16 protein-coding genes are annotated in these 16196 nt (G+C 74.9%); 5 read left to right on the forward strand and 11 right to left on the reverse strand.

The genetic code is table 11. The annotated features are described in order from the left end of the window. On the forward strand, positions 1-489 hold the full coding sequence (locus AC0GKK_RS06880) for an AfsR/SARP family transcriptional regulator (protein ID WP_251784733.1): 489 nt from the start codon (positions 1-3) through the stop codon (positions 487-489). On the opposite strand, the gene AC0GKK_RS06885 is transcribed toward AC0GKK_RS06880, so the two are convergent. Together AC0GKK_RS06885 and AC0GKK_RS06890 are read right to left on the reverse strand one after the other, a co-directional pair. Then, positions 432-980, reverse strand: a complete 549-nt coding sequence (locus AC0GKK_RS06885) for a GNAT family N-acetyltransferase (protein WP_208819388.1) — start codon at positions 978-980, stop codon at positions 432-434. The two genes, AC0GKK_RS06880 and AC0GKK_RS06885, sit on opposite strands and share 58 nt — an antisense overlap. After that, positions 973-2946: a TIGR03960 family B12-binding radical SAM protein gene (locus tag AC0GKK_RS06890; protein WP_251784734.1), complete on the reverse strand. Its 1974-nt coding sequence runs from the start codon at positions 2944-2946 to the stop codon at positions 973-975. Before AC0GKK_RS06890 ends, AC0GKK_RS06885 begins: the two co-directional genes overlap by 8 nt. 66 nt (positions 2947-3012) lie before the next feature. Here AC0GKK_RS06890 and AC0GKK_RS06895 point away from each other — a divergent pair, with 66 nt between their 5' ends. Next, the gene (locus AC0GKK_RS06895) at positions 3013-3888 is read left to right on the forward strand and encodes an alpha/beta fold hydrolase (protein ID WP_482636978.1); all 876 of its coding nucleotides are present in this window, start codon (positions 3013-3015) and stop codon (positions 3886-3888) included. 90 nt (positions 3889-3978) lie between these two features. After that, positions 3979-5154, forward strand: a complete 1176-nt coding sequence (locus AC0GKK_RS06900) for an acyl-CoA dehydrogenase family protein (RefSeq protein WP_482636977.1) — start codon at positions 3979-3981, stop codon at positions 5152-5154. 7 nt (positions 5155-5161) lie between these two features. On the opposite strand, the gene AC0GKK_RS06905 is transcribed toward AC0GKK_RS06900, so the two are convergent. Next, on the reverse strand, positions 5162-5968 hold the full coding sequence (locus tag AC0GKK_RS06905) for a helix-turn-helix domain-containing protein (protein ID WP_489883417.1): 807 nt from the start codon (positions 5966-5968) through the stop codon (positions 5162-5164). 141 nt (positions 5969-6109) lie between these two features. On the opposite strand from AC0GKK_RS06905, the gene AC0GKK_RS06910 reads away from it, so the two are divergent. Beyond that, positions 6110-6490: a nuclear transport factor 2 family protein gene (locus AC0GKK_RS06910; RefSeq protein ID WP_489883418.1), complete on the forward strand. Its 381-nt coding sequence runs from the start codon at positions 6110-6112 to the stop codon at positions 6488-6490. A 13-nt stretch (positions 6491-6503) separates the two neighbouring features. Here AC0GKK_RS06910 and AC0GKK_RS06915 read toward each other — a convergent pair whose 3' ends face one another. Genes AC0GKK_RS06915 through AC0GKK_RS06925 form a run of 3 tightly spaced genes read right to left on the reverse strand, consistent with a single transcriptional unit; the run spans position 6504 to position 9252 of the window. After that, positions 6504-6935, reverse strand: coding sequence for a hypothetical protein (locus AC0GKK_RS06915; protein WP_346107625.1), 432 nt, complete (start codon positions 6933-6935; stop codon positions 6504-6506). 47 nt (positions 6936-6982) lie between these two features. Beyond that, the gene (locus AC0GKK_RS06920; RefSeq protein WP_489883419.1) at positions 6983-8164 is read right to left on the reverse strand and encodes a fatty acid desaturase family protein; all 1182 of its coding nucleotides are present in this window, start codon (positions 8162-8164) and stop codon (positions 6983-6985) included. Between the two features lie 29 nt (positions 8165-8193). After that, positions 8194-9252, reverse strand: a complete 1059-nt coding sequence (locus AC0GKK_RS06925) for a ferredoxin reductase (protein ID WP_489883420.1) — start codon at positions 9250-9252, stop codon at positions 8194-8196. A gap of 87 nt (positions 9253-9339) precedes the next feature. On the opposite strand from AC0GKK_RS06925, the gene AC0GKK_RS06930 reads away from it, so the two are divergent. After that, positions 9340-10149, forward strand: coding sequence for a MerR family transcriptional regulator (locus AC0GKK_RS06930; RefSeq protein ID WP_208819397.1), 810 nt, complete (start codon positions 9340-9342; stop codon positions 10147-10149). A gap of 13 nt (positions 10150-10162) precedes the next feature. Here AC0GKK_RS06930 and AC0GKK_RS06935 read toward each other — a convergent pair whose 3' ends face one another. The 5 genes from AC0GKK_RS06935 to ndk all read right to left on the reverse strand — a co-directional run bounded on the left by AC0GKK_RS06935 (position 10163) and on the right by ndk (position 16129). Next, entirely contained in the window at positions 10163-13315 is a 3153-nt protein-coding gene (locus AC0GKK_RS06935) for an acetyl-CoA carboxylase family protein (protein WP_489883421.1), read from the reverse strand. Between the two features lie 59 nt (positions 13316-13374). Continuing rightward, a complete protein-coding gene (dapA, locus tag AC0GKK_RS06940; protein ID WP_062401273.1) occupies positions 13375-14253 on the reverse strand; it encodes a 4-hydroxy-tetrahydrodipicolinate synthase in 879 nt (292 codons plus the stop codon). 90 nt (positions 14254-14343) lie between these two features. Then, on the reverse strand, positions 14344-15120 hold the full coding sequence (locus tag AC0GKK_RS06945) for a TspO-related membrane protein (protein ID WP_476654207.1): 777 nt from the start codon (positions 15118-15120) through the stop codon (positions 14344-14346). A 77-nt stretch (positions 15121-15197) separates the two neighbouring features. Beyond that, positions 15198-15722 (reverse strand): GNAT family N-acetyltransferase, encoded by a 525-nt coding sequence (locus AC0GKK_RS06950; protein ID WP_405418467.1) that lies wholly within the window; start codon positions 15720-15722, stop codon positions 15198-15200. Further along, positions 15719-16129: a nucleoside-diphosphate kinase gene (gene ndk, locus AC0GKK_RS06955; protein WP_062404405.1), complete on the reverse strand. Its 411-nt coding sequence runs from the start codon at positions 16127-16129 to the stop codon at positions 15719-15721. Before ndk ends, AC0GKK_RS06950 begins: the two co-directional genes overlap by 4 nt. Between the last annotated feature and the right edge of the window lie 67 nt (positions 16130-16196).

Consider the following 16196-nt stretch of genomic DNA (forward strand, 5'->3'; position numbering starts at 1 on the left):
GTGACCGTCGTCCGGCTGCTCGGCCCGCCCCGCGCGGGCGCCGCGGAACCGGTCCGGGGCCGCAAGCCGTGGGCGCTGCTGGCGCTCGTGCTGTGCAGCAGCGGCCCGGTCCCGCGCTGCCGCGCCGTCGGGCTCCTGTTCCCCGGTGCCGAGGACCCGGGGGCCGCGCTGCGCTGGACGCTCAGCCGGGCGCGGCGGGCCACCGGGAACGCGCTACGGCTCGGTGGTGACCCGCTGCGCGTCGAGCCGGCCGAGGGGACGGTCGTCGACGTGCTCGACGTGCTGGCCGGGCGACGGCCGCGGTACTGGCCGGTCGCCGAGGCGACGCTGCCGCTGCTGGAGGGCTGCGAGCCGGACGTGCCGGAGTTCGCCGCCTGGCTGCACGGCCGCCGGCTCGACCTGTCCCGCGCCGGGCAGCGGCTGCAGGAGGTCTACTGCTCCAGCACCAGCAGCGCGTCGCCGGCGGGCCGGAACCCGGCACGCCGGTAGAACGCGGCGCTCCCCGCGGTCGGGGCGAGCATCAGCCGCCGGTACCCGCGGGCCCTGGCGTGCGCGACGACCGCCGCGAGCAGCACCCGCGGCACCCCCGCCTCGGTGAACGCGGCGAGGACGAAGGCGTTGCCGACCTGCCCGCTGCGCGTGCCACGGCCCCCGGGGCGGGGCATCTGCACGGTCTCCAGCACGTTGATCGACCCGACCGGTGTCCACCCGGCGCGGTCACTGCCCGCCTCGGCCACCCAGAACGCCCGCCGCGGCTGCTCGACCCGCCACCAGGCGGCGAACGACTCGGCGAACGACGGGTCCTCGACCGGTCGCCCGGCGCGCTCCTCCAGCCAGAGGCGGCGCAGCCGGGCGAGCGCGGCGACGTCACGCTCGTCGGCGACCCGGACCCGCAGGCGCCTCCCGCCGTACTCCCAGGAGGATCCGTCGGCGTCGGCGACGGCCGGGTCCGGGATCGAGGACAGTCCGTTCTCAGTCACCCGGGTGTGCGCCCCCGAGCGACCCCGCGGCCGAGGCCGTCGGGTTGACCACGGTCAGCGGCAGCAGGGTGGTCCCGCTGGGGCCGACCTCGATGTCGGTACCGGTGGACGGGCAGACACCGCAGTCGAAGCACGGCGTCCAGCGGCAGTCGTCCTGCTCGCGGCCGTCGAGCGCGTCCTGCCAGTCCTCCCAGAGCCAGTCGCGCTCCAGGCCGGAGTCGAGGTGGTCCCAGGGCAGGATCTCGTCGGCGTCGCGCTCGCGGGTGGTGAACCAGTCCAGCGACACCCCCTGCGGCTCCAGGGCCTCGGCGGCGGAGTCGACCCAGCGGCGGTAGGAGAAGTGCTCGGACCAGCCGTCGAACCGGCCGCCGTCGCGCCAGACCTTCTCGATGACGGCGCCGACCCGGCGGTCGCCGCGGGCGAGCAGTCCCTCGATCAGCGAGGGCTCGCCGTCGTGGTAGCGCATGCCGATGTTGCGGCCGATCTTCCGGTCGGCGTTGACCGCCTCGCGCAGCTTGCGCAGCCGGGAGTCGACGACCTCGGGGTGGCACTGCGCGGCCCACTGGAACGGGGTGTGCGGCTTCGGGACGAACCCGCCGATGGAGATGGTGCAGCGGACGTCGTTGCGCCCCGACGCCCTCCGCCCGGCCTCGATCACCCGGTAGGCCATCCCGGCGATCTCCAGGACGTCCTCGTCGGTCTCGGTGGGCAGCCCGCACATGAAGTACAGCTTGACCTGCCGCCAGCCCTGGGAGAACGCCTCGGCGCAGGTCCGGATGAGGTCGTCCTCGGAGACCATCTTGTTGATCACGCGGCGGATGCGCTCGGAGCCGCCCTCGGGGGCGAAGGTCAGCCCCGAGCGACGGCCGTTGCGGGAGATCTCGTTGGCCAGGTCGATGTTGAACGCGTCGACCCGGGTGCTCGGCAGCGACAGCGAGGTGTTGGTGCCCTCGTAGCGGTCGGCGAGGCCCTTGGTGATCTCGGCGATCTCGGAGTGGTCGGCGCTCGACAGCGACAGCAGACCGACCTCGTCGAAGCCCGAGGCCCGCACGGCGGCGTCGACCATCTCGCCGACGCCCTGCAACGACCGCTCCCGCACCGGGCGGGTGATCATCCCGGCCTGGCAGAACCGGCAGCCGCGGGTGCAGCCGCGGAAGATCTCGACGCTGGCCCGCTCGTGCACGGTCTCGGCCAGCGGGACCAGCGGCTTCTTCGGGTACGGCCAGTCGTCCAGCTCGATCGTGGTGCGCTTCTGCACGCTCGCGGGGACCCGCTCGTCGGCCGGGGTGACGGCGGCGATGTGACCGTCGTCGGCGTAGGTCACGTCGTAGAGGGACGGCACGTAGCAGCCCGGCGTCGACGACAGCCGCAGCAGCAGCTCCCGGCGCCCGCCCGGGCGTCCCTGCTCCTTCCAGTCCCGCACGACGTCGGTGATGTCGCCGACGACCTCCTCGCCGTCACCGAGCGCGGCGACGTCGACGAAGTCCGCGACCGGCTCCGGGTTGAACGCCGCGTGCCCTCCGGCGACGACGACCGGGTGGCTCTCGTCGCGGTCCCGGGCGTGCAACGGGATCCCCGCCAGGTCGAGCGTGGTGAGCAGGTTGGTGTATCCGAGCTCGGTGGAGAACGAGACGCCGAGGACGTCGAAGTCACCGACCGCGTGGTGGGCGTCGACGGTGAACGACGGCACCCCCGACTCGCGCATCAGGGCCTCGAGATCGGGCCAGACCGCGTAGCAGCGCTCGGCCAGTGCGTCGGCGCGCTCGTTGAGGACCTCGTACAGGATCTGGACGCCCTGGTTGGGCAGGCCGACCTCGTAGGCGTCCGGATAGAGCAGTGCCCAGCGGACGGCCGCGGAGTCCCACGGCTTGACCTGCGAGTTCCCCTCACCGCCGACGTACTGCACCGGCTTGGCGACGCGGGGCAGGATCGGCTCCAGGGCGGGGAATACGGAGGTGGGTGCCACGCTGCACCAGGGTAGCCACGTCCGTTCGGGACGAACCGGCGGGTCGCGTCCGACCGAACGCGGGGTGTGGAACCCGAGCAGTACACCGACGTCGGCGCGGTCCGGCTGTGCCACCAGTCCGTCGGCGACCCGGCCGACCCGGTGGTGGTCCTGGTGATGGGCCTGGGTCTGTCGCTGGACTGGTGGCGCGAGGACCTCTGCACCGCCCTGGCCGGCCGCGGGTTCCGGGTGGTGCGGTTCGACAACCGCGACGTCGGCCGCTCGACGCACCTGTCCGGCCCCGGGATCTCGGCGTGGGGGTTCCTGACCCGCCGGGCCCGGCCGGTCTACACCCTGGCCGACATGGCCGACGACACCGGCGGGCTGATCGCCCGGGTCGCGCCGTCCGGGGCGCACGTGGTCGGCGCCTCGCTGGGGGCCTCGGTCGCCCAGGAGACCGCGATCCGCCACCCCGGCCTGGTCCGGTCGCTGACCTCGGTGATGGGCCGCCCCGGCGACGGCACCGGGCGGACCGCGCCGCGGATGCTGCCGGAGTTCCTGCGCCCGCCGCCCGCGGACCCGGTCGAGGGCATGGTCCGGTCGTTCCGCCGGATCGGCTCCCACGACCGGACCGCCGTGGACGACGAGGACGTCCGCGTCACGTTCCGGCGGGCGCGGGCCCGCGAGACCGGCGACGGCAGCGGGGCCGGCAGGCAGCTGGCGGCGATCGTCGCCGAGCGGGACCGCACCGCGGACCTGCGGGCGCTGACCTGCCCGGCGCTGGTGCTGCACGGGTGTGAGGACCGGGTCATCCGCCCCGACGGGGGCCGTGCGACCGCCGCGGCCGTCCCCGGCGCCGAGCTGGTGGAGGTACCGGGGATGGGCCACGACCTGCCGCGGTGGGTCTGGCCGGAGCTCGTCGAGGGGATCGTGCGGACCGCCGCCCGGGCGCACACCCGCTGAGGCACGGGTCACGGCGGACCGGCGGGCCGGGCACCTACGCTGGCGCCGACCTGCTCCCCACGCGCGTCCCCGAACTCCCAGGAGACCCCCGTGCCCGTGACCGACGCCGAGCTGCACGCCCGGTTCCGCCCGCTGTTCGAGAAGATCGCCGCCGGCGCGGTGGAGCGCGAGCTGAGCCGCAGGCTGCCCGTCGAGGAGATCGCCGCCCTGCGCGACGCCGGGTTCGGCGCGGTCCGGCTGCCGGTGGAGGCCGGCGGCGCGGGGGCCTCGCTGCGCCAGCTGTTCGCGCTGCTCGTCGAGCTGGGCGCGGCGGACTCGAACATCCCGCAGGCGCTGCGGACGCACCTGCTGTTCGCCGAGCTGTGGTCGGCCGGTGCCGCCGACGACCCGGTGCTGCGCGGTCGGCTGGAGCAGGTCGCGGCCGGCCGGCTCGTCGGCAACGCCATCTCCGAGCGCGGCGGCGTCGTGCGCAACTCCTCCACCACGGTGCTGCACCGCGACGGGGACAGGCTGCTGCTCGAGGGCGAGAAGTTCTACTGCACCGGCACGCTCTACGCCGACCTCGTCGACGTCGTCGCGCTCGACGAGGACGGCAGCCGGGTGAGCGTGCTGGTGGAGACCTCCGCGCCCGGTGTCGAGCGGATCGACGACTGGCGCGGGTTCGGGCAGAAGCTGACCGCCAGCGGCACGACCCGGTTCACCGCGGTCGAGGTCGACCCGGCCCAGGTGCGGCCCGCGCCGACCGATGCCCACCAGCCGGTCCGGCAGGGGTTCCTGCAGCTGGTGCAGCTGGCGGCGCTGGCCGGGATCGCCCGCCGCGCCGCCGACGACGCCGCCGCCTACGTCCGCGACCGGCGCCGCAACTGGCCCTACGGCAACGCCGACCTGCCCAGGGACGACCCGCTGGTGCAGCAGGTCGTCGGGAAGGTCGACGCGGCGGCGTTCACCGTCGCCGCCGTCGTCGACGCCGCGGCCGCCTCGCTGGAGCGGGCGTTGTCCGAGCCCGGCCACGGCCCGGCCGCCGAGCTCGACGTGTACCGGGCCCAGTCGACGGTGCCGCAGCTGGTGCTGGACGCGACCTCGGAGCTGTTCGAGGTCGGCGGCGCGTCCACCGTCGACGTCGACCGGGCGCTGGACCGGCACTGGCGCAACGCGCGCACCCTCGCCGTGCACAACCCGATCGTCTACAAGCAGCAGGTGGTCGGGGCCTTCGCGCTGAACGGGACGGTGCCGGTGCTGTCGCTGTCCCCGGGCGTCGCGGGCTGAGCGGGGCTCACCGGCCGGCGCGGGCGGTGAGGGCGGCGCGCGTGGCGTCGTCGGCGGGCAGGAAGGTCTCCAGCGCCAGCTCGGCAAGGGTGACGTCGTGCGGTGCGCCGAAGGTCGAGACCACCGAGTGGAACCTCAGCGTGCCGTCGTCGGTGTCGAGGACCAGCGGCGGCAGCACGTCCGAGCCCGGCGACGGCAGCGCGGTCTCCTCGGGTGCGGGGTGGTCCCGGCACTCGGCGAGCAGCGCGACGAGCCGCCGGTCCGCGGTCATCCGCACCTGCCGTTCGAGCCGGTGCAGCAGGTGCCCCCGCCACTGGGCGAGGTTGCGGATGCGCGGCGCGAGCCCGGCGGGGTGCAGGCAGACCCGGTGCACGTTCGGCGGCGGCCCGAGCACCGCCGGCTCGAGGCCGCTCAGCAGCGCCGAGGCCGCGGCGTTGGCGAGCCGGACGTCGCCCCACCGGTCCACGACGAGGGCCGGGTACGGGTCGTGCGCGGCGACGAGCCGCGCCAGCGCCTCCCGCACGGGTGCGAGGTCCTGGTCGTCGAGCGACCGTTCGGTGTACGCGGGGGCGTAGCCGGCGGCCAGGAACAGCGCGTTCCGCTCCCGCAGCGGGATCTCCAGCGCGTCGGCGAGCGCGCCCAGCAACTCCCTGCTCGCGCCCGAACGGCCGGTCTCGACGAAGCTGAGGTGCCGCGCCGAGACCCCCGCCGCGAGCGCCAGGTCGAGCTGGCTGCGCCGGCGGCGGCCCCGCCAGAACCGCAGCATCTCCCCCGGTCCCGCCGTGCGGGCCGGACGGACGTCGGTGTCGTTCACCGGGCCGACGCTGGCCGGGCCCGGGCGTCGCGACGACTACCTGCGGGGTAGGCGGATCCGGTTACCCCGCAGGTCATCGCGCCGCGGCGGCGGTGGCAGCAGGCTCGGTGAGGTCCGAACCGCACCACCCAGGAGGTAGGGATGACCGACTTCACCGCCCTCGCCGAGCGCTACGTCGCGGCGTTCGACGAGGCCGACCCGACGGCGCGGAAGGCCCGCGTCGCCGAGCTGTTCACCACCGACGTCCGCTACACCGACCCGCTCGCCGACGTCACCGGGCGCGACGGCGTCGCCGGGTTCCTGGACGCGGCCCGGGAGAAGCTGGCCGGGTTCGAGTTCCGGCTGTACGGCGAGATCGACGCGCACCACGACCGGGCGCGGTTCCGCTGGCAGGCGGCGCCGCCGGAGGTCTTCGCGGCGGGCGCCGAGCCTCCGGTGGTCGGGTTCGACGTCATCGTGACCGACGGCGACGGCCGGATCGCGCAGGTGCACGGCTTCCTCGACGTCGTCCCCGCCCTGTAACGGGCCGGGCCGGTCAGTGGACGACCGGCCCCGACGACGGGCCGTGCGCCCAGGACGGCGGCGGGCCGGGTTCGGCCCGCCGCCGCGGGACGGCGAACGCGGCCACGGCCAGCAGCCCGGCCAGGAGCATCCCGTACTGCAGGCTCAGGAGGTAGCCGAGCCCCCGGCCCAGCACGAACGGCGCCTGCGGGTCGAACAGCGTCCACGCCGAGCCGGCCAGGAGCAGTACGGCCCCGGTCAGCGGTGCGCCCGGGGACAGGCGCGCGGCGAGCACCACCGCGCCCAGGAGCAGCCCGCCGACGAGCAGCAGGCCCGAGCCCGCGGGGACCCGGTCGAGGTCCATCCGCATCATCGACTCGTAGGCGATGCCCATCCCCGCACCGGCGACGACCAGCGCCACCGCCGTCCCGACGAGCCCGACCAGGATCCCCACCAGGTGCCGCACGACCGCCCCCTCCGCCGACCCGGACGGATCGGACGGAACGGAAGCTATCAGCGCTTCCCGTTCGGCAGGGCCAGTCGGTTGATCGTGCCCAGGACCTGCATGTACTGCTTCCACAGCGGCCCGGTCGTGTACTCCAGCCCGTACTCCCGGCACAGCTCCCGCACCTCGGGCGCGATCTCGGCGTAGCGGTTGCTGGGCAGGTCGGGGAACAGGTGGTGCTCGATCTGGAAGGACAGCTGGCCGGTCATCAGATGGAAGAACCGGCCGCCCTCGAGGTTGGCCGAGCCCAGCAGCTGACGGACGTACCACTCGCCGCGGCTCTCGTCCTCCAGCTGCTCCTCGGTGAACTGCACCGCGCCGGTCGGGAAGTGCCCGCAGAAGATGACCGCGTGCGACCAGACGTTGCGCACCAGGTTCGCGGTGAGGTTGCCCGCGAGCACCGGCAGGAAGAACGGCCCGGCCAGCGCGGGGAACGCGACGTAGTCCTTCAGGATCTGGCGCCCGGTCTTGCGGCCGATCGACTTGACCTGCTGCCACACCCGGCTCAGCGGCTTCTCCCCCGCCACGACCTTCTCGACCTCGAGGTCGTGCAGCGCGACGCCGTACTCGAAGAACAGGCTGAGCAGGAGGTTGTACAGCGGGTTGCCCAGGTAGTACGGCGTCCACCGCTGTTCCTCGGACAGCCGCAGGATCCCGTAGCCCACGTCGCGGTCCTTGCCGACGACGTTGGTGTAGGTGTGGTGCATGTAGTTGTGCGAGTGCTTCCACTCCGCCGAGGACGAGACGCTGTCCCACTCCCAGGTCGATGAGTGGATCTTCGGGTCACGCATCCAGTCCCACTGGCCGTGCATGACGTTGTGCCCGATCTCCATGTTCTCGAGGATCTTGGCGATCGAGAGCATGGCGGTCCCGGCGATCCAGGCCGGGGGCAGGACACCGGCGAACAGCAGCGCGCGGCCGCCGATCTCCAGCGCCCGCTGCTTGCGGATGACGCCGCGGATGTACTCGGCGTCCGAGGCGCCGCGCTCGGCGAGGACCCGGTCACGGATCGCGTCGAGGCGACGCCCGAGCTCCTCGATCTGCTCGGCGGTCAGGTCGGTGGTCGCGGCCACGTCCTCGCGGCGCGACGACGGCACGAGCTCCAGCACCGGGCGCTGCGGGTGCTGCTCGCGGCCGGTCTCCTCGGGGCCGGGCTCGGCGTGCGTGGGGTTCTCCAGGACGGCGGTCATGAGGACCTCCTTCGGTCGGAGCGGGTGTGTCAGGGAAGGTCGATGCGGGCGGGCCCGCACGCGGAGTTGATGCAGGTCTGGACCAGGTCGCCGGGCTCGCCGTGCGCCTCGCCGGTGCGAAGGTCGCGCACCCGGCCCTCGCGCAGCGGCAACACGCAGCCGAAGCAGATGCCCATCCGGCAGCCGCTGGGCATGAGCTTCCCGGCGGCCTCCCCCGCCTCGAGGAGGCTCTGGCCGGACTCGACGACGACGTCGTCGCCGCCGAGGTCGACGGTGCCGCCGGTGCCCTCGGTGGCGCGGGCCGGCGGGGTGAAGCGCTCGGCGGTGACGCCGTCCCAGGCATCCTCCAGGGCGTCGAGCAGGCCGTCGGGGCCGCAGGCGTACACGGCCCGGTCGGCCCGGTCGGCGACGGCGGCGTCGAGGGTCGCGGGGTCGAGCCGCCCGGAGACGGCGCTGTGACGCAGCACGACCCGCAGCAACGGGTGCCGCGCGGCGAGGCCGGCCAGCTCGGCGCGGAAGATCGTGTCCTCCGGCGTGCGGGCGCCGTGCACGAGCACGACGTCGGGCATCGTCCCGGCGCGGTCGAGCGTGCGCAGCATGCCCATCACCGGGGTGATGCCGCTGCCCGCGGTGACGAACAGCAGCTTCCCCGGGAGCGGGTCGGGCAGGACGAAACCGCCCGCCGCCTGGTCGAGCTCGACGATCGTGCCGATCGGCAGGTCGCGGACCAGGGTCGGCGACACGGCGCCGCCGTCGACCTCCTGCACGGTCACGGTGAGGTGCTCCGCGCCCTCCGGGGAGGTCAGCGAGTAGCTCCGGGTGAGCCGGACGCCGTCGACCTCGACGCCGATGCCGACGTACTGGCCGGCGCGGTGCCCGACCCAGGCGCGCCCGGGCTCGATGATCACCGAGACCGCACGGCCGGTCTCGCGGCGACGGGCGACGACCCGGCCGCGCAGCGACGTGGTCGACCAGAGCGGGTCGACCAGCGTCAGGAAGTCCTCGGGCAGCAGCGGGGTCGTGAGGGCGCTCGCGGCGGCCAGCAGGCCCCGGCGGCGCGTGGTCGTGCCAGGAGCGGATCGGAACATGACATCAACTGTGCACGGTCCTATGTCACATAGCAACTGGGTCTGTCTGGATCCTGTGTCACATGCCCGCCTGCTATTCTCCGTGTCATGGTCGAGGACCCGGAGTCGGCGGACTGGCGCACCATCGACGAGCTGGCGCGGTCCAGCGGTGTCACGGTGCGCAACATCCGCGCCTACCAGTCCCGGGGGCTGCTGCCCCCGCCGCAGGTCAAGGCCCGGACGGGCTACTACGGCCCCGGTCACGCGGCGCGTCTGGAGCTGATCCAGGACCTGCAGGACGAGGGCGTCAAGCTCGACACGATCAAGAAGCTGCTCGACACCACCGGTGGCTCCACCGAGCAGGTCGTGCAGTTCATCCGGACCGTCCGCGCGCTGTTCGCGCCCGAGGACCGGCAGATCGTGCACCTCGCCGAGCTCGCCGAACGGTACGAGAGCACCGACGTCGGCGTCGCCAAGCGCGGGGTCAAGATGGGCCTGCTGCGCGAGCTGGGCGACGACACCTACGAGGAGATCAGCCCGCGGCTGATGAACGCCGCCGCCGAGCTGACCGGTCTCGGCATCCCGATCACCCGCTCGCTCGACGTCGTGGAGCAGCTGCGCAAGCACGCCGACGCCGTCGCCCGGCTCTACGTCGACCTGTTCCTCGGCGAGATCTGGCAGCCCTTCGACGCCGAGGGCCGTCCCGACGACCAGTGGCCGCGCGTCTACGAGACGATCGAGCGGATGCGCCGTATCTCCGGCGAGGTCATGATCGCCGTGCTGGAGCTGGCCGTGGCCGAGCGGGTCGACGTCACCTTCGGCCGCGACATCGTGCGCAACGTGAAGACCACGAGCGCGGGCCCCACGGTCGCACCCGACGCCGCGGGGCCGTCCGCGGACGGGGCGGAGCCGTCCTGACCACCGGCGCCGGTCAGCGTCCGCGCAGCGCGCGGGAGACGACGGCCCGGGTGTCGGCGGGGTCGATGACGTCGTCGATCTCGAACACGGTCGCCACGCCGAGCGCCTTGCCGCGCTCGTAGTACCCGGCGACGAGCTCGTCGTAGCGGGCCCGCCGCGCGGTCTCGTCGGTGATCGCGGCCAGCTCGTCGCGGAAGCCGAGGCGGACCGCGCCCTCCAGCCCCATCCCGCCGAACTCGCCGGTGGGCCAGGCCACGGTCAGCACCGGTGCGTGCAGGTCACCGCCGGCCATCGCCATCGCGCCGAGGCCGTAGCCCTTGCGCAGGACGACCGTCACCAGCGGCACCGTCAGCCGTGCGCCGGCGACGAACATCGCCCCGAACCGGCGGACGGTCGCGGTGCGCTCGGCGTCCGGGCCGACCATGAACCCCGGGGTGTCGCACAGCGACACGACCGGCAGCCCGCGGGCCTGGCACAGCGTCAGGAACGCGGTGGCCTTGTCCGCGGCGTCGCCGTCGATCGCGCCACCGAGGTGCTCGGGGTCGTTGGCGATCACGCCGACGGCGCGGCCGTCGAGCCGGGCCAGTGCGGTGACCATCCCCGCGCCGAACCCGCCGCGCAGCTCGACGACGGAACCGGTGTCGCACAGGGTGTCGACGACGCGGCGGACGTCGTAGGCGCGCAGCCGGTTCTCCGGGACGAGGTGGCGCAGCAGCCGCTGGTCGGCGTGCCCGCCGGCCACCGGGTCCCCGGCGACGTGACGCAGGTACCGGCGGGCCGCGGCGGCCGCGGCCCGGTCGTCGGGCACGAGCAGGTCGACCACGCCGTTCGCCCACTGCACCGGCATCGGTCCGACGTCACCGGGTGCGACGACGCCGAGCCCGCCGCCCTCGATCATCGCCGGGCCGCCCATGCCCAGGCTGCTGCCCTCGGTCGCGACGATCAGCTCGCAGGCCCCGGCGAGGGCCGCGTTGCCGGCGAAGCAGTAGCCGGCGACGACCGCGACGGTCGGGACCCGGTCGCGCAGGCGGGCGAACAGCCGGAAGGTCGGCACGTCGAGCTGGGTGACGGCGGAGGTGTCGGTGTCCCCCGGCCGGCCGCCGCCGCCTTCGGCGAACACGACGACCGGCAGCCGGTCGCGCTCGGCGAGCTCGAGGAGCCGGTCGGTCTTGCGGTGGTTGAGCACGCCCTGGGTGCCGGCGAGCACGGTGTAGTCGTAGGCCAGCACGGCGACCGGGCGTCCGCCGACGGTCCCGGTGCCGGTGACGATGCCGTCGGCGGGGGTGCGGGCGACGAGCTCGGCGGTGCTGCGCCGGGCCCGCTGCGCCGCCAGGGTCAGCGCGCCGTACTCGACGAGGCTGTCGGGGTCGAGCAGGTCGGCGACGTTCTCCCGGGCGGTGCGCCGCCCCGCCGACCGCCGGCGTGCGACGGCGGCGGGCCGGCCGGCGTCGAGCCCGCCGTGGCGGCGGTCGCGGACCTCGGCCAGGTCGGGCCGGATCCGGTCGGGGTCGAGGTCCTCGGTACGGCCGGGGGCGTCCGCGGCGTCGGCGTCGGCGAGGACGGCGAGCAGCTCCCCCGCCTCGACCGCGTCCCCGACGGCGACGACGACCGTCTCCACCCGGGCCGGCCGCTCCGCGGTGACCGGGTGCTCCATCTTCATCGACTCGAGGACGACGACCTCGCCGCCCGCGGCGACGACCTGCCCGGCCCGGGTGGGCAGCGCCACGACGACGCCGGGCCGGGACGCGCGCACGGCGGTCCGGTCCGCGGGGACCTCGACCGCCGGGCCCGGCGCCGATCCGTTCCCGGCGGCGTCACCGGCCGCAGACGCACCGGGCGCCGGCGCACCGGTCGCGGGAAGCACGGTCTCGCGGGGCGCCGCGGCCAGCTCGGCCAGGTGCCTGTCGACGAAGGTGGTGTCCAGGGTCCCGTCGACCAGCTCGGGGCGGGCGAGGACGGCCTGCAGCAGCCCCAGGGTGACCGCGACGCCGGCCACGTCGAACCCGGCGAGGGCACGCCGGGTGGCGGCGGCCGCGGCCTCCGGCGTCGCCCCGCGGGCGACGACCTTGGCCAGCAGCGGGTCGTAGCGCGGCCCGACCCGGTACCCGGCGTAGCCGTGGGTGTCGACGCGGACCCCGCGCCCGGCGGGCGGCTGGAAGCGGGTCAGGGTCCCGGCGGCCGGGACGAGGGTCCCGTCCTGCCCGACGGTCTCGGTCGTCACCCGGGCCTGCACCGCGGCCCCGCGCGGCGCGGGCGGGGCGACGAGGCCGAGGTCGGCGAGCCGGGCGCCGTAGGCGACCCGCAGCCCCAGCTCGACGAGGTCGAGGCCGGTGGTCTCCTCGGTGACGGTGTGCTCGACCTGGATCCGCGGGTTGACCTCCAGGAAAGCGATCTCCTGCCCGGCGAGCAGGAACTCGACGGTGGCGAGGCCGCGGTAGCCGTCGCACAGGCGCAGCGCGGCCTCGTGCAGCCGTGTGCGCACCGGGGCGGGCACGGCGGGGGCGGGCGCGATCTCGACGAGCTTCTGCCGGCGGCGCTGCGCGGAGCAGTCCCGGTCCCCCAGCACGACGGCGCCGGTGCCGTCACCGAGGACCTGCACCTCGACGTGCCGGGCGGCCGGCAGGAGGCGTTCGACCTGCACCGCACCGTCGCCGAACGCGGCGAGCGCCTCGGACGAGCAGCGGGCGACGGCGTCGTCGAGGTCGGTCGGGTCGGTGACCGGGCGCATCCCGCGCCCGCCGCCGCCGGAGCGGGCCTTGACCATGACGGCGCCGCCGGGGCCGAGGCGGGACAGCAGCGCGGCGCCGTCGGCGGGTTCGACGGCCTCCAGCACCGGTACGCCGAGCGCGCCCGCGTGGTCGCGGGCGGCGGCCTTGTCCCCGAACAGCTCCAGCGTCCGCGGCGACGGCCCGACGAACACCACGCCGGCGTCCGCGCAGGCCCGGGCCAGCGCCGGGCTCTCGGAGGCGAACCCGTAGCCGGGGTGCAGCGCACCGGCCCCGCCGTCGACGGCGGCCCGCACCAGCGCATCGACGTCGAGGTAGGCGGCGGCGCCGGTGCCGGGCAGCGCGACGGCGGCGTCGGCGCGGGCGACGTGCGCGCAGGCGGCGTCGTCGGCCGCGTGCACGGCGACCGTGCGCACGCCCAGCGCCGACGCCGTCTCCATGATCCGGACCGCGATCTCGGCGCGGTTGGCGACGAGCAGCGCCCCGGGGAGCGTAGGACTCAGGACAGCAGGCCCGCGGCCCGCAGCGCGGCGCGGACGTCCTCGTGGTGCCACTCGTCCAGCGGCACCAGCGGCAGCCGGATCCCGCCGGGCATGAGCCCCAGCTCGGCCAGCGCCCACTTCACCGGGATCGGGTTCGGCTCGGAGAACAGCGCCGCGTGCAGGCCCGCGAGGTCGGCGTCGAGCGCGGAGGCGGTCTCGGCGTCACCGGCGACGGCGGCCTTGCACATCCGGGCCATCGTCTCGGGGGCGACGTTCGCCGTCACCGAGATGTCGCCGTGGAACCCGGCGAGCATCGACGCGCGGGCGGTGCCGTCGTCACCGGAGTACAGCGCGAAGTCGTCCAGGCCCAGCGCGACGAGCTCGCGGACCCGGTCCAGGTCGCCCTTGGCCTCCTTGAGACCGACGATGTTCGGGATCTCCGCCAGCCGGGCCACCGTCGACGGCAGCATGTCGCAGGCCGTGCGGCCCGGGACGTTGTAGAGGTACTGCGGGATGTCGACGGTCTCGGCGATCCGCTTGAAGTGCTGGTAGAGGCCCTCCTGCGGGGGCTTGTTGTAGTACGGCGTCACGAGCAGCGCGCCGTCGGCGCCGGCCGCCCGCGCGGCGCGGGTCAGGTGGATCGCCTCGTCGGTGGAGTTCGCCCCGGTGCCGGCGATGACCGGGACCCGGCCGTTCGCGACCTCGATGGTGCGCCGCATGACCTCGGTGTGCTCGAGCACCGACAGCGTGGACGACTCGCCGGTCGTGCCGACCGAGACGATCGCCGCGGTGCCCGCGTCGACCTGCCGCTCGACGAGCTCGCCGAGGGCCGTGTGGTCGACCTCGCCGCTGTCGTGCATCGGGGTCACGATCGCGACGATGCTTCCGGTGATCATGCCGGGCCTCCCTGGTACCGCTGCTCCTGCCGGTGCGACCGTAGCAAGCGGGACCGACGTCCCGGTGCGGGTTTCCTCTCAGCCGCCGGCTCAGCCCAGGGCCAGCCGGGCGGGCTGGACCGACCGCGTGATCCGGCGCACCGCCTGCACCGCGATCGCCCCGGCCGCGACCGTCGCGACCAGGGTGACGGCGATCGGCCGGTCGCCCGCCACGATGCCGATCAGCGCCCAGCACAGCGCTCCGGCGAAGCCCGCGAACCCGGCGGTGGAACCGACGACCGACAGCACGACCGCGGTGAGGATCACGAGCAGCAGGATGGCCGCGACCTGCGGGAGCACCCCGTCGGACGGCAGCCCGACCGCGACGCCGGCCGCCATCAGACCCAGCACCAGCGCGGCCGAGGCCCAGCCGAGGTAGATGGCCAGCGGCAGCCGCATCGCCAGCCGTTCCGCCCAGCCGTCGGCGACGCCGCGGGACAGCCGGCCGTAGACGACACCGAGCGCGACGACGAGCAGGACCAGCAGCACCTCGGCGGTGACCACCCAGCGGTTCGAGAAGGCCGCGATCCACAGCGGGTTGAGCACGGCGGTCGCCGCGACCCACCAGCCGACGCGGCGGTGCACCTCGCGGCCGCGCTGGCCGGGCAGCAGGGCGTAGCCGGCGTAGACCAGCACGCCCAGGTAGATCAGCCCCCAGATCGAGAACGCCCAGCCCGCGGCCAGCAGCGGGGTGTCGTAGTCGCGCGCGACGGCGCCGATCCCCGACCCCCCGAACGCCGACACGAGCACCTGCAGGATCGCCAGGACCGCCACGACGACTCCACGGACCAGGTCCGCGGTCGTCGGGCGCGGGGTGAGCACGGTCATGGCCCACATGGTGGACCGCGGGGACGGCCTCTGCCATCCGGCCGTCGGGGGGAATCGATCTTCCCCCGGGCCGGGGGTCAGCCGAGTGGCAGGAAGAACAGGTGGACGTCGCGCGCGTCCTCCGGGGAGAGCAGCACCCCGCCGGGCAGCCTGCCGTACTCGACGAAGCCGCGGGCGGCGTAGAACGCGGGCAGCGGGGTGCCGCCGCGGGCGCCGAGGGTCAGCATCGCCAGGCCCGTCTCCCGGGCGTGGGCGACGGCGGCGTCGAGCAGGACCGTACCGAGACCACGTCCCTGCAGGTCCGGGTGCACCATGAGGCGCTGCACGTCCGCGCGATGCGCGGCGATGCCGGTGCCCGGGACCAGGAAGACCGTGCCCAGCGGCGCGGTGTCCTCCCCCAGCACGAACATCAAGGACGCGCCGGACCGGGCGGCGTCGACGGTCTCGACCGCCAGCGCGCGGACCTCGTCCGGGTCGGCGCCGGGCACGAAGTCCACGGCGCCGCCGGCCTCGGTCACGGCGATCCAGAGATCACCGAGCGCGGCGGCGGCGCCGGGGCGGGGGTCGACGACCCGGCGGACGGCCGGGACGCCTGCGGTCACAGGTTCGGGAACCAGAGCTTGATCTCCCGGTCGGCCGACTCCGGGGAGTCCGAGCCGTGCACCAGGTTGGAACCGGTCTCCAGGGCGAGGTCGCCACGGATGCTGCCGGGGGTGGCCTTCTCCACCGGGTCGGTGCCGCCGGCGATCTGCCGCCAGGCGGCGATGGCGCGGGGGCCCTCGACGACCGCGGCCAGGACCGGGCCGGAGGTGATGAACGACAGCAGCTCCTCGAAGAAGGGCTTGCCGTCGTGCTCGGCGTAGTGCTGGGCGGCCAGCTCACGGTCCACCGTGCGCAGGTCGAGGGCCACCAGGCCGAGGCCCTTGCGCTCGATGCGCGAGACGACCTCACCGACGAGCTTGCGCGCGACGCCGTCGGGCTTGACCAGGACGAGAGTGCGTTCAGTCACGCGCGACAGGGTAGCGACGACCCACCGGGGGTCCGGCACCCACCGTCACGAGTGCGCCCGGACCGCC

This window comes from Pseudonocardia sp. P-1, from assembly GCF_058111925.1.

Coding starts and splice junctions, on each gene's coding strand:
- AC0GKK_RS06935 (WP_489883421.1), bottom strand. CDS start 13,315: ATGGAGACGGCGTCGGCGCTGGGCGTGCGCACGGTCGCCGTGCACGCG.
- dapA (WP_062401273.1), bottom strand. CDS start 14,253: ATGATCACCGGAAGCATCGTCGCGATCGTGACCCCGATGCACGACAGC.
- AC0GKK_RS06920 (WP_489883419.1), bottom strand. CDS start 8,164: ATGACCGCCGTCCTGGAGAACCCCACGCACGCCGAGCCCGGCCCCGAG.
- AC0GKK_RS06925 (WP_489883420.1), bottom strand. CDS start 9,252: ATGTTCCGATCCGCTCCTGGCACGACCACGCGCCGCCGGGGCCTGCTG.
- AC0GKK_RS06930 (WP_208819397.1), top strand. CDS start 9,340: ATGGTCGAGGACCCGGAGTCGGCGGACTGGCGCACCATCGACGAGCTG.
- AC0GKK_RS06945 (WP_476654207.1), bottom strand. CDS start 15,120: ATGACCGTGCTCACCCCGCGCCCGACGACCGCGGACCTGGTCCGTGGA.
- AC0GKK_RS06910 (WP_489883418.1), top strand. CDS start 6,110: ATGACCGACTTCACCGCCCTCGCCGAGCGCTACGTCGCGGCGTTCGAC.